This window comes from Pseudomonas sp. S2_B10 (assembly GCF_054668425.1).
Genome location: NZ_CP162768.1, coordinates 4,687,055 through 4,706,436 on the forward strand (window position 1 = coordinate 4,687,055; position 19,382 = coordinate 4,706,436).

General features: G+C 61.3%; 19 protein-coding genes. 16 read left to right on the forward strand and 3 right to left on the reverse strand.

The genetic code is table 11. From position 1 onward, the window contains the following. Positions 1-77 precede the first annotated feature (77 nt). On the reverse strand, positions 78-437 hold the full coding sequence (locus tag AB4O45_RS20945; protein WP_073476221.1) for a DUF6124 family protein: 360 nt from the start codon (positions 435-437) through the stop codon (positions 78-80). Positions 438-1,057: 620 nt separating this feature from the next. Between AB4O45_RS20945 and flhA the strand changes: the two genes are divergently transcribed. The 14 genes from flhA (at position 1,058) to AB4O45_RS21015 (ending at position 15,641) form a co-directional block, all read left to right on the forward strand. Continuing rightward, on the forward strand, positions 1,058-3,187 hold the full coding sequence (gene flhA, locus AB4O45_RS20950) for a flagellar biosynthesis protein FlhA (RefSeq protein WP_016771062.1): 2,130 nt from the start codon (positions 1,058-1,060) through the stop codon (positions 3,185-3,187). An 11-nt stretch (positions 3,188-3,198) separates the two neighbouring features. Beyond that, a complete protein-coding gene (gene flhF / locus AB4O45_RS20955; RefSeq protein WP_460160496.1) occupies positions 3,199-4,539 on the forward strand; it encodes a flagellar biosynthesis protein FlhF in 1,341 nt (446 codons plus the stop codon). A gap of 116 nt (positions 4,540-4,655) precedes the next feature. Next, on the forward strand, positions 4,656-5,486 hold the full coding sequence (fleN, locus tag AB4O45_RS20960) for a flagellar synthesis regulator FleN (RefSeq protein WP_016771060.1): 831 nt from the start codon (positions 4,656-4,658) through the stop codon (positions 5,484-5,486). Further along, positions 5,483-6,223, forward strand: coding sequence for an RNA polymerase sigma factor FliA (gene fliA, locus AB4O45_RS20965; protein ID WP_016771059.1), 741 nt, complete (start codon positions 5,483-5,485; stop codon positions 6,221-6,223). The genes fleN and fliA overlap by 4 nt, the downstream gene beginning before the upstream one ends. 167 nt (positions 6,224-6,390) lie before the next feature. Continuing rightward, positions 6,391-6,762: a chemotaxis response regulator CheY gene (locus tag AB4O45_RS20970; RefSeq protein WP_024012118.1), complete on the forward strand. Its 372-nt coding sequence runs from the start codon at positions 6,391-6,393 to the stop codon at positions 6,760-6,762. A gap of 18 nt (positions 6,763-6,780) precedes the next feature. Next, entirely contained in the window at positions 6,781-7,569 is a 789-nt protein-coding gene (locus tag AB4O45_RS20975; RefSeq protein ID WP_016771058.1) for a protein phosphatase CheZ, read from the forward strand. Between the two features lie 53 nt (positions 7,570-7,622). Next, positions 7,623-9,908 carry a chemotaxis protein CheA gene (locus AB4O45_RS20980; RefSeq protein ID WP_236169671.1) on the forward strand — a complete coding sequence of 762 codons (2,286 nt, stop codon included), beginning with the start codon at positions 7,623-7,625 and terminating at the stop codon, positions 9,906-9,908. 49 nt (positions 9,909-9,957) lie between these two features. Further along, positions 9,958-11,103: a protein-glutamate methylesterase/protein-glutamine glutaminase gene (locus AB4O45_RS20985; RefSeq protein WP_056783833.1), complete on the forward strand. Its 1,146-nt coding sequence runs from the start codon at positions 9,958-9,960 to the stop codon at positions 11,101-11,103. Continuing rightward, complete coding sequence (locus tag AB4O45_RS20990) at positions 11,103-11,843, forward strand: flagellar motor protein (RefSeq protein ID WP_016771055.1); 741 nt, start codon at positions 11,103-11,105, stop codon at positions 11,841-11,843. The genes AB4O45_RS20985 and AB4O45_RS20990 overlap by 1 nt, the downstream gene beginning before the upstream one ends. A gap of 12 nt (positions 11,844-11,855) precedes the next feature. Continuing rightward, a complete protein-coding gene (gene motD / locus AB4O45_RS20995) occupies positions 11,856-12,746 on the forward strand; it encodes a flagellar motor protein MotD (RefSeq protein WP_016771054.1) in 891 nt (296 codons plus the stop codon). A 43-nt stretch (positions 12,747-12,789) separates the two neighbouring features. Further along, positions 12,790-13,578 carry a ParA family protein gene (locus AB4O45_RS21000; RefSeq protein ID WP_024012121.1) on the forward strand — a complete coding sequence of 263 codons (789 nt, stop codon included), beginning with the start codon at positions 12,790-12,792 and terminating at the stop codon, positions 13,576-13,578. Between the two features lie 118 nt (positions 13,579-13,696). Then, positions 13,697-14,668, forward strand: a complete 972-nt coding sequence (locus tag AB4O45_RS21005; RefSeq protein ID WP_460160497.1) for a CheW domain-containing protein — start codon at positions 13,697-13,699, stop codon at positions 14,666-14,668. A gap of 90 nt (positions 14,669-14,758) precedes the next feature. Further along, positions 14,759-15,244 (forward strand): chemotaxis protein CheW, encoded by a 486-nt coding sequence (locus AB4O45_RS21010; protein WP_095180727.1) that lies wholly within the window; start codon positions 14,759-14,761, stop codon positions 15,242-15,244. A gap of 1 nt (position 15,245) precedes the next feature. Then, on the forward strand, positions 15,246-15,641 hold the full coding sequence (locus AB4O45_RS21015) for a DUF2802 domain-containing protein (RefSeq protein WP_042607551.1): 396 nt from the start codon (positions 15,246-15,248) through the stop codon (positions 15,639-15,641). Between the two features lie 337 nt (positions 15,642-15,978). Here AB4O45_RS21015 and AB4O45_RS21020 read toward each other — a convergent pair whose 3' ends face one another. Both AB4O45_RS21020 and fliK read right to left on the reverse strand, forming a co-directional pair. Beyond that, complete coding sequence (locus AB4O45_RS21020) at positions 15,979-16,308, reverse strand: EscU/YscU/HrcU family type III secretion system export apparatus switch protein (RefSeq protein WP_041479625.1); 330 nt, start codon at positions 16,306-16,308, stop codon at positions 15,979-15,981. Beyond that, the gene (fliK, locus tag AB4O45_RS21025; RefSeq protein ID WP_122505941.1) at positions 16,305-17,879 is read right to left on the reverse strand and encodes a flagellar hook-length control protein FliK; all 1,575 of its coding nucleotides are present in this window, start codon (positions 17,877-17,879) and stop codon (positions 16,305-16,307) included. The genes AB4O45_RS21020 and fliK overlap by 4 nt, the downstream gene beginning before the upstream one ends. 197 nt (positions 17,880-18,076) lie before the next feature. Here fliK and ccmA point away from each other — a divergent pair, with 197 nt between their 5' ends. Next, positions 18,077-18,712 (forward strand): cytochrome c biogenesis heme-transporting ATPase CcmA, encoded by a 636-nt coding sequence (gene ccmA / locus AB4O45_RS21030; RefSeq protein WP_095180731.1) that lies wholly within the window; start codon positions 18,077-18,079, stop codon positions 18,710-18,712. Next, positions 18,709-19,377 (forward strand): heme exporter protein CcmB, encoded by a 669-nt coding sequence (gene ccmB / locus AB4O45_RS21035; protein ID WP_039763615.1) that lies wholly within the window; start codon positions 18,709-18,711, stop codon positions 19,375-19,377. Before ccmA ends, ccmB begins: the two co-directional genes overlap by 4 nt. The last annotated feature ends 5 nt before the right edge of the window (positions 19,378-19,382 follow it).

Consider the following 19,382-nt stretch of genomic DNA (forward strand, 5'->3'; position numbering starts at 1 on the left):
AAGAAGATCAAAATGTGGGAGCGAGCTTGCTCGCCAAAAGGCCGGCTCTCTCACTCGAATCACTCAGCCGAACCGCATCATCCAGGCAACTCCAGATTATCCAGCACCCGATTTACCGCCAGTTCCCCGAGCATGATCAGTTGCGCAATCCCCATCAGCGTTCGGCGCTGCGATGGTTTGACCAGCCCGGCGAATTCCTGGGCGATGGTTTTGGCCGAGGCGAGGGTTTCGCAGGCGTTGGCCAGGAGGTCTTCGTTTTTGGTGTCGGCGGTGACGGCGTACATGGCGCGGGGGCTGAAGGGTGGTGGGGTCGAGCCGGGTGGGCAGAGGTAGTGGTCGAGGGCGCGATCGGCGGCTTGGTGGAGTTTTTTTGAATCGAGGGATTCGTAGGGGGAGGTGGGGTCGGATTCGGGCGGGTTGGGTGTTGGTTTGATCATGGTGAAGCTCTTATATAAGTGGAGCCGTCAGGCACTGTCGCTAAACAGTAAGGTGGCGGCTGTACGCAGGTTAGCGAACCGGTTATAGGCACCCGGCAGACCCGAAGGTCTCCCACATACAGCCACCATGGCGCAGTCGCAGATACTGAACCCGCGACAAAGCATGGAACGCTGATGCACCTATTCAAGATCCGGGTCGCTAAACCCGATCGCTGATTCGTCAGCGACCGGACCACAATAGAATCCGACCCCCAGGTGCACAAGCCGGCGGATTCTGGCTTGGCTGTAGGCAATGGCGCAAGGATTTGTAGCCTTGAGACCGTGTCTGCAGGTGTCTTGTAAACAGCTTCGTTTAAATCGAAAAAAATGCGCCGCATTCGAAGGCCTCTTCGCGAGCAGGCTCGCTCCCACAGGGGCCGTATTCCAAATGTCCGATTGGGAATGCATGTCAAACTGTGGGAGCGAGCCTGCTCGCGAAGGGGCCAGCCCAATCAGCCGATAAATCCCAAGTAAAACCGCTCTATTTCATTCCCCGGCAAAAGTTGGAAAGCTTCTTGCAGTAGCCGCCCTGCGCCCGTTCGGGGCGTCAAAAGTTTGCTTTAAAGGAACGGGGAAAACCGGTGGATCGCACTCAGTTATTCAATACAGCACGCACCAACGTTGCCGACCTCAGTCGAGGCAATCTGGGCGTGCCGTTGTTGCTGCTGGTCATGCTGGCGATGATGATGTTGCCGGTACCGCCGTTCCTGCTCGACGTCTTCTTTACCTTCAACATTGCCCTGTCCATCGTCGTCCTGCTGGTCTGCGTGTATGCGCTGCGGCCGCTGGACTTCGCCGTGTTCCCGACCATCCTGCTGGTGGCGACGTTGCTGCGACTGGCGCTGAACGTAGCCTCGACGCGGGTGGTAATGCTCCACGGTCAGGACGGCCACGCCGCTGCTGGTAAGGTGATTCAGGCCTTCGGTGAGGTGGTGATCGGCGGTAACTACGTGGTCGGTATCGTGGTCTTCGCGATTCTGATGATCATCAACTTCGTCGTGGTGACCAAGGGTGCCGGGCGGATTTCCGAGGTGAGCGCGCGTTTCACCCTCGATGCGATGCCCGGCAAACAAATGGCGATTGACGCCGACCTCAACGCCGGCCTGATCGACCAGAATCAAGCCAAGTCGCGCCGTCAGGAAGTCGCCCAGGAGGCTGAGTTCTACGGTTCGATGGACGGTGCCAGCAAGTTTGTCCGTGGTGACGCCATCGCCGGCCTGCTGATTCTGTTCATCAACCTCATTGGCGGCATGGCGGTTGGTATCTTCCAGCACGGCATGAGCTTCGGCGATGCGGGCAAGGTTTACGCCTTGCTGACCATCGGTGACGGTTTAGTGGCGCAATTGCCATCACTGTTGTTATCTACAGCAGCGGCGATCATGGTGACCCGTGCGTCCGGCTCGGAAGACATGGGCAAGCAGATCAACCGCCAGATGTTCGCCTCGCCGAAAGCGCTGGCCGTGGCCGCAGGTTTGATGGCGGTGATGGGCCTGGTGCCGGGCATGCCGCACTTCTCCTTCCTGAGCATGGCGGCGCTGGCTGCGGGCGGCGCGTACCTGTTCTGGAAGAAGCAGAACGTCGCCAAGGTCGTGGCGCTGGAAGAGGTCAAGCGTCAGCAGGAACTGCTGCCGTCGCCGGCCCGCGCCATGGAAACCAAGGAGCTGGGCTGGGACGACGTGACGCCGATTGACATGATTGGCCTGGAAGTCGGCTATCGCCTGATTCCGCTGGTGGACCGCAATCAGGGTGGGCAATTGCTCGCGCGGATCAAGGGCGTGCGCAAGAAGCTCTCGCAGGATCTGGGCTTCCTCATGCCGACCGTGCACATCCGCGACAACCTCGATCTGGCGCCAAGCGCCTATCGCCTGACCCTGATGGGTGTGATCCTCGCCGAAGCCGAGATCTATCCGGATCGCGAACTGGCGATCAACCCGGGCCAGGTGTACGGCTCGCTCAACGGGATCAACGCCAAAGATCCGGCTTTTGGCCTGGAGGCGGTGTGGATCGAAATCAGCCAGCGCGCCCAGGCGCAATCGCTCGGCTACACCGTGGTCGACGCCAGCACCGTGGTTGCCACCCACTTGAACCAGATTCTGTACAAGCACTCCAGTGAGCTGATCGGCCACGAGGAAGTGCAGCAACTCATGCAATTGCTGGCCAAGAGCTCGCCGAAACTGGCGGAAGAGCTGGTGCCGGGCGTGGTTTCGCTGTCGCAGTTGCTCAAGGTTCTGCAAGCGCTGCTCGCCGAGCACGTGCCGGTGCGCGACATTCGCAGCATTGCCGAGGCGATCGCGAACAACGCTGCCAAGAGTCAAGATACCGCCGCGCTGGTCGCCGCTGTGCGGGTCGGCGTATCCCGTGCAATCGTCCAAAGCATTGTAGGCACTGAGTCCGAGCTGCCTGTAATCACATTGGAACCAAGGTTGGAACAGATATTGCTCAATAGTCTGCAGAAGGCAGGACAAGGCTCGGAAGAGGGCGTTCTGCTGGAGCCGAGCATGGCCGAGAAGCTGCAGCGTTCGTTGATCGAAGCGGCCCAGCGTCAGGAAATGCAAGGCCAACCGGTGATCCTGCTGGTAGCAGGCCCGATTCGCGCGATGCTCTCGCGCTTCGGCCGCCTCGCAGTGCCAGGCCTGCATGTGCTGGCCTACCAGGAAGTACCGGACAACAAGCAAGTGACCATCGTTGCGACAGTAGGGCCCAACGGCTGAGGTAGTGGTTTATGCAAGTTAAGCGTTTTTTCGCCGCCGATATGCGTCAGGCCATGAAGCTGGTTCGCGATGAGCTGGGCGCTGATGCCGCCATCATCGGCAACCGCCGCATTGCCGGCGGCGTCGAGTTGACGGCGGCTCTGGATTACAAACTGTCGGCGCTGGCGCCACGGGTTCCGAACATGGAACTCGAAGACGAGCTGCGCAAGACCCAGTCGCGTATCGTCACCGCCCAGGCCGAGCTGAGCCTGCGTGGCGAAGCCGACGGCAACACCAATCAGCAGTTGTTTGCCGGGCTGCCATTGACCGCAGGCCTGCCGCTGACTGCTGCCGAACCGCTGAGCGAGCCGACCTACGCCGCACCGACGCGCCCGGCCGCAGCGCCTGCGCAGGCCTCGGCGGGTGTCGATCCGCGTGCGCTGGATTCGATGCGTTTTGAATTGAACAGCCTGCGCGAGCTGATGGAAGTTCAGCTCGGCACCCTGGCCTGGAATCAGCTGCAAGGCAGCCGTCCGGCCCAGGCCAATCTGTATCGCCGTCTGCAGCGCATCGGCCTGTCCGGCCCGCTGTCGCGCGATCTGCTGGCGATGATCACCGATATCGAAGAACCCCGTCAGGCCTGGCGCATGCTGCTGGCGCACCTGGCGCGGATGATTGCCGTACCGGAAGTCGAGCCGCTGGAAGAGGGCGGTGTGATTGCCATGGTCGGCCCCGCCGGCATGGGCAAGACCACCACGCTGGCCAAGCTCGCCGCGCGTTACGTGCTCAAGTACGGCGCGCAGAACGTCGCACTGGTGAGCATGGACAGCTTCCGCATCGGCGCGCAGGAACAACTGAAAACCCTCGGACGCATCCTCAACGTGCCGGTAACGCACGTCGATCCAGGTCAGTCGCTGGTGCAGGCATTGGATCCACTGCTACGCAAACGCGTGGTTTTGATCGATACTGCCGGCCTGCAAGCCAGTGATCCGGCGTTGCGCATGCAGCTTGAGAGCCTGGCCGGGCGTGGCATTCGCTCAAAAAATTATCTGGTCCTGGCAACCACCAGCCAGAAACAGGTTCTAACCGCCGCTTACCACAGTTACAAGCGTTGCGGGCTGGCCGGCTGCATCCTGACTAAACTGGATGAAACGGCCAGTCTCGGCGAAGTGTTGAGCCTGGCGATCAGTCATGAATTGCCGGTCGCGTATCTGACCGATGGCCCACGGATTCCGGATGATTTGCATCTGCCGCGCCGTCATCAACTGGTCACCCGCTCCGTCAGCGTGCAAATGCAGGAAGAACCCAGCGAAGAAGCCATGGCTGACATGTTCGCTGATATCTATCACAGCCCGACCAAGCAGGTTGGCTGAGGTAATCATGAACAGTTTTTGTACCTACATCGATGGTCTGCCACGCATTGTTCCGATCAGGAACGCGCAGCCAGTAATGTGGCCTCCGTCTATGCAAGACAAGGTAAAGAAATAACATGGGCAGCATGCATCCCGTACAGGTGATCGCGGTGACCGGCGGCAAAGGTGGCGTCGGCAAGACTAACGTGTCAGTGAACTTGTCGCTGGCGCTGGCAGAGCTTGGCCGTCGGGTCATGCTGCTGGACGCCGACCTGGGCCTGGCGAACGTCGACGTTCTGCTGGGGCTGACACCCAAGCGCACACTGGCCGACGTCATCGAAGGCCGTTGCGAACTGCGCGACGTGCTGTTGCAAGGCCCGGGCGGGATTCGCATCGTGCCGGCGGCCTCCGGCACGCAGAGCATGGTGCACCTGAGCCCGGCGCAGCACGCCGGCCTGATCCAGGCGTTCAGCGACATCGGCGACAATCTCGACGTGCTGGTGATCGACACCGCTGCGGGTATTGGTGACTCGGTAGTCAGTTTCGTTCGTGCCGCCCAGGAAGTGTTGCTGGTGGTCTGCGACGAGCCGACTTCGATCACCGATGCTTACGCGCTGATCAAGTTGCTCAACCGCGATTACGGCATGAACCGCTTCCGCGTGCTGGCCAACATGGCGCAGAGCCCGCAGGAAGGGCGCAACCTGTTCGCCAAGTTGACCAAGGTCACGGATCGCTTCCTCGACGTCGCCCTACAATACGTCGGCGCCGTGCCGTACGACGAAAGCGTGCGCAAGGCAGTGCAGAAGCAGCGCGCCGTCTACGAAGCCTTTCCCCGTTCCAAGTGCGCGCTGGCCTTCAAGGCCATCGCCCAGAAGGTCGACACCTGGCCGCTGCCGGCCAACCCGCGCGGGCATCTGGAATTTTTCGTCGAGCGTCTCGTGCAGCAAACCGCAGGGCCTGTGATATGACCGCCAGTGGCATGAATCTTTACAAAAAGTCGGCGCGTGACGCGCAATACGAATTGATCGAGCGTTACGCGCCACTGGTCAAGCGCATTGCCTATCACTTGCTGGCGCGCCTGCCGGCCAGCGTGCAGGTCGAAGACCTGATCCAGGCCGGGATGATCGGTTTGCTGGAAGTCTCGACTAAATACGACGCCAGCAAAGGCGCCAGTTTCGAAACGTACGCGGGCATTCGAATCCGCGGCGCGATGCTCGATGAAGTGCGCAAAGGGGATTGGGCACCACGCTCGGTTCACCGTAATACCAGGATGGTCAGCGACGCGATTCGCTCGATTGAAGCTAAAACCGGCCGTGACGCTAAAGATCACGAGGTTGCGGCCGAACTCCAATTGAGTCTCGACGATTACTACGGGATTCTGAATGACACCTTGGGCAGTCGCCTGTTCAGTTTCGACGACCTGTTGCAGGACGGCGAACACGAAGGGCTGCACGAGGATGGCGCCAGTGCTCATATGGAGCCGTCACGCGATCTGGAAGATGAACGCTTCCAGGCGGCGCTGGCGGACGCGATTGCCAATTTGCCGGAGCGTGAGCGACTGGTGTTGGCGCTGTACTACGACGAAGAGCTGAACCTCAAGGAGATCGGTGAAGTCCTTGGCGTCAGTGAATCGCGGGTCAGCCAGTTACACAGCCAGTGCGCGGCCCGTCTGCGGGGGCGTTTGGGGGAGTGGCGAGCGCGCTGAAGGCAGTGTGGGGACACTGCGAAACGAGGCTGGTGCGGTGATGAACGGCGCCGGTCTCGATCCGTTGTGCTCCAGACAAACTTTAAGTGCTGCGCCGATTGATTGAAGTGGCGCGTCCAGGTGCTGGGCGCGTTTAAGACTGCTTGGAGGTCGAATTGAACAAAGACATGAAAATCCTCATCGTTGATGACTTCTCAACGATGCGGCGGATCATCAAGAACCTGCTGCGCGATCTTGGGTTCACCAACACCGTCGAGGCCGACGATGGCACCACTGCCATTCCGGTGCTCAACAGCGGCAGCATCGACTTTCTGGTAACGGACTGGAACATGCCGGGCATGACCGGTATCGACCTGCTGCGTCACGTGCGCGCCGATGAAAAACTCAAGCACCTCCCGGTGTTGATGGTGACTGCTGAAGCCAAGCGCGAGCAGATCATCGAGGCCGCTCAGGCCGGTGTGAACGGTTACGTAGTCAAACCTTTCACGGCTCAAGCGTTGAAAGACAAAATCGAGAAGATTTTCGAACGCATCGGCTGATGAATGCGCGGGGGAGCTATGGAGCATAACGAATCATCACAGGGCGATTTCGAATCGACCTTGAAAAAACACGCGGTCGAACTGGTCGAGAGCCTTGAAAAAGGCAAGTTCGGCGACGCGGTGCAACTGATCCATGAGCTCAATCAGACCCGTGACCGCGGCCTGTATCAGGAAGTGGGCAAGCTCACACGTGAACTGCACAGTGCGATCGTCAATTTCCAGATCGATCCGCACATGCCGCAGGCCGAGGAAGTGTCGCAAATCACCGACGCCACCGAACGCCTGGGCTATGTGGTCAAGCTGACGGAAGCCGCGGCCAACCGCACCATGGATCTGGTGGAAAGCGCCACGCCGGTGGTCAACAGTCTCGCTGATGAAGCGCAGACGTTGAGCGCCGATTGGGGCCGCTTCATGCGTCGCGAGGTCGGGGCTGAAGAGTTCCGCGAACTGGCGCGCCGGGTCGACGGTTTTCTGTCACGCAGCAGCACGGACAACCGTGCGGTGTCGAGCAACCTCAACGACATCCTGCTGGCTCAGGATTACCAGGACCTCACAGGTCAAGTGATCAAGCGTGTGACCCAACTGGTCACCGAAGTCGAAAGCAATCTGCTCAAACTCGTGCTCATGGCCAGTCAGGTCGACCGCTTTGCGGGCATCGAACATGACCGCGCCGCAATGCTTGCTGAAAAAGATCCACAAAAACATCTCTCGCAGGGTGAAGGTCCGCAGATTCATGCCGATAAACGAGAAGACGTTGTGTCCGGTCAGGACGATGTGGACGATTTGTTATCCAGCCTTGGATTCTAGAGTTTCGGAATTCGGGTTTTTTGGGTTTTTAGACCTGTAGGAGCACCCCATTAATGAGCTTCGGCGCCGATGAAGAGATCCTTCAGGATTTCCTGGTTGAGGCCGGCGAGATTCTTGAGCAACTGTCCGAACAACTGGTCGAGCTGGAAAGCCGTCCGGATGATGCAGATCTGCTCAATGCAATTTTTCGCGGTTTCCACACTGTAAAAGGGGGCGCCGGCTTCCTTCAGCTCAATGAGCTGGTGGAGTGCTGTCACATCGCCGAAAACGTCTTCGACATCCTGCGCAAGGGTGAGCGTCGCGTTGATGCAGAACTGATGGACGTGGTGCTCGAAGCACTGGACGCGGTGAACAGCATGTTCAGCGAAGTCCGTGAGCGTGCACCGATCACCGCTGCCACGCCGGAACTGCTGGCCGCGCTGGCGCGCCTGGCCGAACCGCAATCGGCGGATGAAGCCCCGGCTTCGCCGGTTGCCGAGATGATCGAAGAACTGGTCGTTGAAAGCGACTCCTCGGACGACATCACCGATAACGAATTCGAACAACTGCTGGACTCGCTGAATGCCGTCAAGGCCCAGGCTGAGGCTCCGGCCGCTGCTGTGGCGCCCGCGCCGGTTGCCGACACGGCGGCGAGCGATGAAATCACCGACGCCGAATTTGAATCGCTGCTCGATCAGCTGCACGGCAAGGGCCAGTTTGCTGTCGATGCGGTCGCTCCGGCGGCACCAGCAGCGCCGGCTGCTCCGGCCGCGCCTGCTGCGGGCGACAGCTCGGACATCACCGACGACGAATTCGAAGCCTTGCTCGATCAGTTGCACGGCAAGGGCAACTTCGCCGTTGACGCGCTGGAATCGGCCATCGCTTCGGCCCCGTCAGCACCTGCTGCACCGGCAGCCGCTGCGGCCGGCAGTGACCTGATCAGCGACCACGAATTCGAATCGCTGCTCGACGAATTGCACGGCAAAGGCAAGTTTGACGCCAGCGCTGCGACTGCCGGCTCCGTGTCGAGCGTCGCCACGCCAGCGGCGAAAGCTCCGGCTGCCGCTGCTGCGCCGAAGCCTGCCGCCAAGCCTGAACCGAAAGCCGAGGCGCCGAAACCGGCCGCCGCTGCTGCACCGGCTCCGGCCCGTGCGCCAGCCGCTGCCCCGGCAGAAAAGCCGGCCAGCGAAGCGGAAACCACCGTGCGCGTCGACACCGCGCGGCTCGACGAGATCATGAACATGGTCGGTGAGCTGGTGCTGGTGCGTAACCGTCTGGTGCGTCTGGGCCTCAACAGCGGCGACGAAGCCATGTCCAAGGCCGTGTCGAACCTCGACGTGGTCACCGCTGACCTGCAGACCGCCGTGATGAAAACGCGGATGCAGCCGATCAAGAAGGTCTTCGGGCGCTTCCCGCGCCTGGTTCGCGACCTCGCGCGTCAGCTCAAGAAAGAGATCAACCTGGAACTGGTGGGCGAAGAAACCGACCTCGACAAAAACCTTGTCGAGGCCCTCGCCGACCCGCTGGTCCACTTGGTGCGCAACGCCGTCGACCACGGCATCGAGTCGCCGGAAGAACGCGAAGCATCGGGCAAGGCCCGTGGCGGTCGCGTGGTGCTGGCGGCCGAGCAGGAAGGCGACCATATCCTGCTGTCGATCTCCGACGACGGCAAAGGCATGGACCCGAACGTCCTGCGTTCGATCGCGGTAAAACGCGGTGTGATGGACAAGGACGCGGCCGATCGCTTGAGCGATACCGAGTGCTACAACCTGATCTTCGCCCCGGGTTTCTCGACCAAGACCGAGATCTCCGACGTGTCCGGCCGTGGTGTCGGCATGGACGTGGTGAAGACCAAGATTTCCCAGCTCAACGGTTCGATCAACATCTACTCGACCAAGGGCCAAGGCTCGAAGATCGTCATCAAGGTGCCGCTGACCCTGGCGATCATGCCGACGCTGATGGTCATGCTGGGCAATCAGGCGTTTGCGTTCCCGCTGGTCAACGTCAACGAAATCTTCCACCTCGACCTGTCGACCACCAACGTCGTCGACGGTCAGGAAGTGGTGATCGTGCGCGACAAGGCGCTGCCATTGTTCTACCTCAAGCGCTGGCTGGTCAGCTCCGCCGCTCACGAAGAGCAGCGCGAAGGCCATGTGGTGATTCTTTCGGTGGGCACTCAGCGCATCGGCTTCGTCGTCGATCAACTGGTCGGCCAGGAAGAAGTGGTCATCAAGCCATTGGGCAAAATGCTCCAGGGAACTCCGGGCATGTCCGGCGCCACCATCACCGGTGACGGCCGCATTGCGCTGATTCTCGATGTTCCAAGCATGCTCAAGCGTTACGCCACAAAGCGTATTTGAATCCGGGGCGGCGGCGCGATGACGCGCCGCTGCACCTAATGGAGTGTTTATGGCAGTCAAAGTCCTGGTGGTGGACGATTCGGGTTTTTTCCGCCGCCGCGTCTCGGAAATTCTTTCGGCGGATCCGAGCATCCAGGTGGTCGGTACGGCCACCAACGGTAAAGAGGCGATCGATCAGGCCATGGCCCTCAAGCCTGACGTGATCACCATGGACTACGAGATGCCGATGATGGACGGCATCACGGCAGTGCGGCACATCATGCAGCGCTGCCCGACCCCGGTGTTGATGTTCTCCTCGCTGACCCACGAAGGCGCGCGGGTAACCCTCGATGCGCTGGACGCCGGCGCGGTGGATTTCCTGCCGAAGAATTTCGAAGACATCTCGCGCAACCCCGAGAAGGTCAAGCAACTGCTTTGCGAGAAAGTCCACAGCATCTCGCGCAGCAATCGTCGTTTCAGCGCCTACAGCGCGCCGGCTCCCGCCGCTGCGCCAGCGCCGACGCCTGCTCCGGCAGCGTCGAGCTACGGCAGCCACACGAGCCACAGCAGCCCTGTCCCGGCACGTCCTGCACCTGCACCTGCGCCTGCCCGTGCATCCGCTGCCAGTGCTTCGTCGCCGGCACCGAAACGCAAAGCCTACAAACTGGTTGCCATCGGCACCTCGACGGGTGGCCCGGTCGCGCTGCAACGCGTACTGACGCAGTTGCCGGCGAACTTCCCGGCGCCGATCGTGCTGATCCAGCACATGCCGGCGGCGTTCACCAAGGCGTTTGCCGAGCGTCTCGACAAGCTCTGCCGCATCAGCGTCAAGGAAGCCGAGGATGGCGACATCCTGCGTCCGGGCCTGGCGCTGCTGGCGCCGGGTGGCAAGCAGATGATGATCGACGGCCGTGGCGCGGTGAAGATTTTGCCGGGTGACGAACGTCTGAATTACAAGCCGTGCGTGGACATTACCTTCGGTTCTGCAGCCAAGTCTTACGGCGACAAAGTTCTGGCAGTGGTGCTGACCGGCATGGGCGCCGACGGCCGCGAAGGCGCGCGTCTGCTCAAGCAGGGCGGCAGTTCGGTGTGGGCGCAGGATGAGGCAAGCTGCGTGATCTACGGCATGCCGATGGCCATCGTCAAAGCCGATCTGGCTGACGCGGTGTACGGTCTGGACGACATCGGCAAGCACATCGTCGAGGCGTGTATCTGATGGATGTTCTCAGCCTAATCGGCCTCATCATGGCGTTCGTCGCCATCATCGGCGGCAACTACCTTGAAGGCGGTCACCTCGGCGCGCTGGCCAACGGCCCGGCAGCGCTGATCGTGCTGGGCGGCACGGTCGGTGCTGCGCTGCTGCAATCGCCGATGAGTGCGTTCAAGCGCGCCATGCAGATTCTCGGCTGGATCTTCTTTCCGCCGCGTGTCGACCTGGCCGGCGGCATCGACCGCGTGGTCAATTGGAGCCTGACGGCGCGCAAGGAAGGCTTGCTCGGCCTCGAAGGCGTGGCCGACGCCGAACCTGACAGCTATTCGCGCAAAGGTCTGCAATTGCTGGTCGACGGCGCCGAGCCGGAAGCCATTCGCAGCATTCTCGAAGTGGATTTCTACACCCAGGAATCCCGCGACATCGAAGCGGCCAAGGTCTTTGAGAGCATGGGCGGCTACGCGCCGACCATCGGCATCATCGGTGCGGTGATGGGCCTGATCCACGTGATGGGCAACCTCGCCGATCCGTCGCAGTTGGGTAACGGCATTGCCGTGGCGTTCGTCGCGACCATCTATGGCGTGGCCAGTGCCAACCTGATCCTCTTGCCGGTCGCGGCCAAGCTCAAGTCCATCGCGTTGCGGCAGTCGCGTTATCGCGAAATGTTGCTGGAAGGAATTCTGTCGATCGCCGAAGGTGAAAACCCTCGTTCCATTGAGTTGAAGCTGCAAGGCTTCATGGACTAAGGGAATAACCTCATGGCTCGTCGTCGCCACCAGGAAGAACACGTCAATCACGAGCGCTGGCTCGTTTCCTACGCGGATTTCATCACTTTGCTGTTCGCGTTTTTCGTGGTGATGTACTCGATCTCGTCGATCAACGAAGGCAAATACAAAGTCATTTCCGAAGCGCTGATCGGCGTGTTTACCGACTCCGACCGCTCGCTCAAACCGATTCCGATCGGCGACGAACGACCGAAAACCGTGACCCCGGCCAAGCCGCTGGTCAAGGATGCCGAACAGGTCGACGCCGGTATTTCCGGGGCCAGCGATCCGCTGAAAAGCATCGCCGATGACATCAGCGCCGCCTTCGGTGATTTGATCAGCTCCAACCAGATGACCGTGCGCGGCAACGAGTTGTGGGTCGAGATCGAGCTCAATTCCAGCCTGTTGTTCGGCAGCGGCGATGCCATGCCGAGCGACATCGCGTTCAACATCATCGACAAGGTCGCGGCGATCCTCAAACCGTTCGATAACCCGATCCACGTCGAAGGCTTCACCGACGATCAACCGATCCGCACCGCGCAGTACCCGACCAACTGGGAACTGTCCTCGGCGCGCTCGGCGAGCATCGTGCGGATGCTCGCCATGCAGGGCGTAAACCCTGGGCGACTGGCGTCGGTGGGCTACGGCGAATTCCAGCCGGTGGCCAACAACGCCACGGTCGAAGGCCGGGCGAAGAACCGTCGCGTGGTGCTGGTGGTGTCGCGCAATCTTGATGTGCGCCGCAGCCTGACGGGCACCGGAACCGCCAATGCGCAACCGGACGCGGCGTTGAAGCGCGCTGGCACACAAACTGCACCGACCCCGGTCAAGACGCCGGGACGCGAGAGTGCCGTCAATTCTCCGTCGCCCGCATTAACACGCTGAAGCATGTCTCGGCCAATCAACCTGGCCGGGAGGAACGAACTGAATGAGAGTCTGGGCAGTCGCCAATCAAAAGGGTGGTGTCGGTAAAACCACATCCTCCATCGCTTTAGCCGGATTGCTGGCCGAGGCGGGCAAGCGCGTGGTTGTGGTCGATCTCGACCCGCACGGCTCGATGACCAGCTATTTCGGCTACGACCCCGACAGCCTGGAACACAGCAACTACGACCTGTTTCTGCACAAGGGCAGCGTGCCGCAAGGCCTGCCGGGGCAGTTGCTGTTGTCGACCAGCGACGAACGCATTTCCCTGCTGCCATCGAGCACCGCACTGGCCACCCTTGAGCGACAGTCACCGGGGCAAAGTGGCCTGGGCCTGGTGATCGCCAAGAGTCTGGCGCAATTGTGGCAGGACTTCGATTACGCAATCATCGACAGCCCGCCGTTGCTCGGTGTGCTGATGGTCAACGCCCTTGCCGCGAGCCAGCAACTGGTGATCCCGGTGCAGACCGAGCACCTGGCCGTGAAAGGTCTGGAGCGCATGGTCAACACCCTGGCGATGATTAACCGTTCGCGCAAACAACCGCTGCCGTTCAGCATCGTGCCGACCCTGTTCGACCGCCGCACGCAGGCGTCGATGGGCACCTTGCGCGTGCTGCGTGACAAATTCCCCGACGACATCTGGCACGGCTACATCCCGGTCGATACCCGTCTGCGCGACGCCAGCCGGGCGGGTGTCACGCCTTCGCAATTCGACGGCAAGAGCCGTGGCGTCCTGGCCTACCGCGCACTGCTCAAGCACCTGCTCGCGCAGCAACTTGTTCCGCAGGTGGCCTGAGCATGATCTTTATTCGTGTAGGAGCTGCCGAAGGCTGCGATCTTTTGATCTGGCCTGTCAGTGCTCCTGAAAAGATCAAAAGATCGCAGCCTTCGGCAGCTCCTACAGGGAGTCGCGCATGAACCGGCCGGTGAAGCTGACTTCTCGTCCGCAACAGGCCTTGCAGTCCTATCTGGAAGACCTGTTGCTCGACCTGCCCGAGGACTTGCCTGCGCCGGTCGAAGCGCCGCCGCCAGTCGTCGAACAGGCGCAGCCTGAAGTGGTGGAAAGCACCGAGGCCATGGACGAGTTCCAGGCAGCGGTGCTGGAGGAGCAGGCCCGCGACGCGCAGAAATCCGTCGCTCCAATTGCCGCGCCCGCTGCTGCCCCCGTGGCCAAAGCGCCAGTTGCGCTGATCGACGAACCGCGCGCGCCGCTGTCGACCTTGGCGCCGCTGCTGCAAACGCAATTATTGACCGTGCCGGAACCCGAGCCGGAGCCAGAACCCGCGCCGGAGCCAGAACCCGCGCCGCAGATTGCGGAGCCGAAGGTGCTGGTCCCGCCGCTGGTCGAAGTGCATCTGCCACCGAACAACCCGCCGCCACCGGTCGAGCCCGATGGCCGTCCGGCCTGGGCTGCCGATGCTTTCGAATGCTTGCTGTTCGACGTTGCCGGGCTGACCCTGGCGGTGCCGCTGGTGTGCCTCGGCTCGATCTATTCGCTGGCCGGCCACGAGCTGACGCCGCTGTTTGGTCAGCCGGAGTGGTTCCTCGGCATTCTGCCGAGCCAGGCTGGCAACCTGAAAGTTCTGGACACCGCGCGCTGGGTCATGCCGGACCGTTACCGCGATGACTTCCGGCAGGGCCTGCAATACGTGATTTCGGTACAAGGTTACGAGTGGGGGCTGGCGGTGCATCAGGTCAGCCGCTCGTTGCGCCTTGACCCGAATGAAATCAAATGGAGAAGTCACCGGGGTCAGCGGCCATGGCTCGCCGGCACCGTGATCGAGCACATGTGTGCATTGCTTGACGTATCCGCACTGGCCGAGTTGATCGCCAGCGGCGGGGCAAAGCACTTGAGTGGCAACAAGCCGCTACATAAACCGACATAGCAGCCGACATAACAATCAGGCGATGGCATTTTCCAATGCCACCACACAGAACACACACCGCCCGGGGCGGTTTTTTCGAGGGGTCAGGGTATGAGTAATCAGGCGTCGAATGCAAAAGGTTCTGAAGATCCGATCCTGCAATGGGTGACCTTCAAACTGGATAACGAAACCTACGGCATCAACGTGATGCGCGTGCAGGAAGTGCTGCGCTACACCGAGATCGCGCCGGTGCCGGGTGCACCGAGCTACGTGCTGGGCATCATCAACCTGCGCGGTAACGTGGTCACCGTGATCGACACCCGTCAGCGCTTCGGCCTGCACAGCGGCGAGATCAGCGACAACACCCGTATCGTCATCATCGAAGCCGACAAGCAAGTCGTTGGCATCATGGTCGACAGCGTGGCCGAAGTGGTTTACCTGCGTCAGTCGGAAATCGAAACCGCGCCGAACGTCGGTAACGAAGAATCGGCCAAGTTCATTCAGGGCGTGTGCAACAAGAACAACGAACTGCTGATTCTGGTCGAGCTGGACAAGATGATGAGCGAAGAAGAATGGTCGGAACTGGAGAGCATCTGATTTGATTCTCGAGGTTGCGGTAATTGTTCTGTTCCTGTTCTGGGCCGGCACGCTGGCGATGTTCGTCTCGTACATCAAGGCGCAGCGAGTGATCGCTGCACAGCAGGCCCAGGGCGATGCGCTGCGTGATCAGCGCATCAAGGAACTGGCCAAACGCGTCGACGATTACCAGAACGGCAACGTGCGCATGGGCGAGGCCTTGCACGAGTTGCGCGCGGTGGTAAGCCCGTTGCCGGACAAGATCGTTGCACTGGAACAACGCGACCCGTCGAGCCTGTCATTCGCCCAGGCGGCGAAACTGGTGGGCATGGGCGCCAGCGTCGATGAACTGACTCAGTCGTGCGGGTTGACCCAGGCTGAGGCGGAGTTGATGCGCAAGTTGCATAAGAGCAGCTAGGAGTTTCAAGCTCCAAGCTTCAAGCAAGATCAAAAGATCGCAGCCTTCGGCAGCTCCTGCATCGGGATTCACGTTTCCCTGTAGGAGCTGCCGAAGGCTGCGATCTTTTGCTTTCAGGATTGAGATCGTTCCCACGCTCTGCGTGGGAACGCATCCTGGGACGCTCCGCGTTCCGCCTGTGAAATGTGACGCGGAGCGTCACGGGCGGCATTCCCACGCGGAGCGTGGGAACGATCAAAGCAGGATCAAAAAGATCGCAGCCTTCGGCAGCTCCTGCATCGGGATTCGCGTTTCCCTGTAGGAGCTGCCGAAGGCTGCGATCTTTTGCTTTTGGGCTTCAATAATCATCCCCACGGGCGGTGATGTCCTTCTCGACCATCGGCGCGTTCGGGTCTTGTCCTTCGGGGAATTTGCCCTTCAGATTCCAGGCAAACGCGATGATCTCGGCGATGGTGCGATAGAGCTCTTCGGGAATGCTGTCGCCCAGTTCCATCCGCGCCAGCAGGCGCACCAGTTCGGCGTTCTCGTAGATCGGCACTTCGTAATCGCGAGCGATACGCAGGATTTCTTCGGCCAGTTCTTCGTCGCCCTTGGCGGTGAGGGTCGGGGCGTGGTTGCCGTCGTATTTGAGGGCGATGGCCTGGCGTGGGGCGGTGGAATCGTTCATGCGGTTTCGTCGACCCAGCGGTGTTCGAGGCGGGTTTGGTTGCCTTGCGGCGGGGTGCCGTGGTGGCAGTCGAGGTCGCCGACGTTGAGCCCGGAATCGAGCAAGCGCTGGCGCAGGGCGAACAGGTTGTTCTCGATCAGGTCGGCGGTGTACGGCCGCTCGGCCCACAGCTGACTGGACAGGCTGCCGGCGATCAGTTGCGCCTGAATCTGCATTGGCCCGAGCGGTTCCAGATCGAAGGCCAGATCGACGCGCCACAGTTGCTGTTTGGCTTCGCGCTCATCGCGGCGTTCGTGCGGCTGCGGTTCGCGCTCCGGCGCTTCTTCACGCTGAAACTTGACCTGCAACGGCACGATGTCTTGCAGGTTGCGCATGGGGATTTCCAGCTGCCAAGTGCTGAGCAGGCGGCCATCGTCGGTGACGCCGGTCTGTTCCAGGCTCGACAGCTGGTGGCTCTGGAGACGCGACACCGCAGCGGCGGCGAGGCGCAGCAGTTGTTCGAGATCACCTTCGCCTTCGAGTTTCGCCAGCAGTCGTTCGGGCAACGGGAAGCTGCTCGGCACCGGTTTGGCGCTGACCTGGCCTAGGGTGCCGAGGGCGTTCCGGACGAAACTCGGCAGTGCCTGGGCAAGGGTATTGGCGGCGATGATTGCATTGAAATTGGTGTTGCTTGGCAGGCCCGGGGTCAGTTGCGCGATCAGTTTGAGCAGGTCGGCTTTCATGTCCGGGGCGAGAGTCGGGTTTTGTCCGCCGAGCAATTTCGCTTCGAGGAACGCGCCGCTGTTGGCCAAGGCCAGCGCCACGCCTTTGGCGGTGCTCATCTGCTGCACGTCCGGCAGGCTGGCGAGCAACTTGTCGACCACCGCGCGCAGATCGGCCGAGGTCTGGTCAGTGGTAGGCGGCAGATTTTGCAACATCTTCAGCAGGCCATCGAGCGAGCCCTGGCGGCTTTGCTGGCCGAGCAATTGCTGACTGACCGCCAGTTGCTCCTGACGGCTGCTCAGTGGCACGAATTTGAGGGTTTGCGCGTCCTGCACCTGCGCCGACAACAAGGTGCCGATGCGCAGCGGCTGCGGGCTGTCGACGGTCAAGGTGCTGCCGCTCAATGCGGTGTTGAGCAGGGTGACCATCGAGCGAAATACCGCCGCTTGCCCCGGCGTCTGCGGCAGGGCTTGCGAGGTCACGACTTTGCCTTGCAGCAAGGTGCCGGCGGGCAATTGCGCGGTATCGATGCGGGTGAGGGTGGCGACGCTGCTGGCGATCGCTTGCTGTACGGTGATCGCCAGATTGCCGGCCGATGGCTGAGTGATCGCCAGGTTGGTGCCCTGTGGCAACGGCAGGTTGCTGCTGGCCTGCACGGTGGTCTGGCGACCGCTGTCGAGGGTCACTTTGAGCAGCAATTCAAAGGTCTGATCAGCCTGCTTGAGCGACAACACCTCGGCCTTGGCGCTTTGTCCCGCGCCGATCAAGCCTTCGACCGGTGTCAGCAGCTTGAGCAGTTCACCCATCTGCGGGCGAGCGCTCGCCGGCACGGTGGGCGGCAGCGGGAGGATGTTCATTTCGCCTGTCATACGCGGACACAACCTGAGGAAATTGCGCTCTTGAGAGTAAGGCACGGCATGTATAATGCCGCGCGTCGTGCGCTTCGTTCAAAAAACCTGGCAATTGTTTGATCCAGCTCGCCAGATCGAGCGATCAAAGCATCTATGCTGCATCTCTTTAACGGCCGCTCTAGAGCCGACTTGAACCGTATAAGGCCCGTGATCCCTTGACCAGTCCTGTCCTGCAAACCGTTGCCCTGGCGTGTGAACGCGACCTCAGGCTGCTTTTCGAAAACCTCGAATTGCGCCTGGCCAGTGGCGACATGGTGCAGATCAGCGGCCCCAACGGCAGCGGCAAGACCAGTCTTTTACGTCTGCTCGCCGGTTTGATGCAACCCACCGACGGCCAGGTGCTGCTCAACGGTCAGCCGCTGGCCGAGCAACGCAGCGAACTGGCGCGAAACCTGTTGTGGATCGGCCACGCCGCCGGGATCAAGGATCTGCTCACTCCCGAAGAAAACCTGTCGTGGCTGTGCGCCCTGCATCATCCCGCCGAACGCGAAGCGATCTGGCAGGCGCTGGCAGCGGTAGGATTGCGCGGTTTCGAAGACGTTCCCTGCCACAGCCTTTCTGCCGGCCAACAGCGCCGCGTGGCACTGGCGCGGTTGTATCTGGACAGCCCGCCGTTGTGGATTCTCGACGAACCGTTCACCGCGCTGGACAAGCAGGGCGTCGCTCAGTTGGAAGAGCATCTGGCCGGCCACTGTGAACGCGGCGGCCTGGTGGTGCTGACCACCCACCACACCCTGACCCGAATGCCGGCCGGTTATCGCGACATCGATCTGGGGAAATGGGCGGTATGAGTGTCTTCGGCCTGCTGCTTGCCCGCGAATCGCGACTGCTGTTCCGCCGCCCGGCGGAGCTGGCCAATCCGCTGATTTTCTTTGCCATCGTCATTGCCCTTTTCCCGCTGGCCGTCGGCCCGGAAACTCAAGTCTTGCAAAACCTGTCCCCGGGGTTAGTCTGGGTGGCGGCGTTGCTGTCGGTCCTGCTGTCGCTGGACGGATTGTTTCGCAGTGACTTCGAAGACGGCTCGCTGGAACAGTGGGTCCTTTCGTCGCACCCGCTGCCGCTTCTGGTCCTGGCCAAGGTGCTGGCACACTGGCTGTTCTCCGGTCTGGCACTGGTGCTGCTATCGCCGTTGCTGGCGCTGATGCTCGGTTTGCCGGCTGCGTGCCTGCCGGTGCTGCTGCTGTCGTTGCTGTTGGGCACGCCGGTGTTGAGCCTGCTCGGCGCAGTCGGTGCGGCGCTGACGGTCGGCCTGAAGCGCGGCGGGCTGTTGCTGGCGCTGCTGATTCTGCCGTTGTACATCCCGGTGTTGATCCTTGGCAGCGGCGCGTTGCAAGCGGCGCTGCAAGGCATGCCGGCGACCGGCTACCTGTTGTGGATGGCCAGCCTCACAGCGCTGGCGATCACCCTGACACCCTTTGCAATAGCCGCTGGCCTGAAGATCAGCGTCGGCGAATAATAATG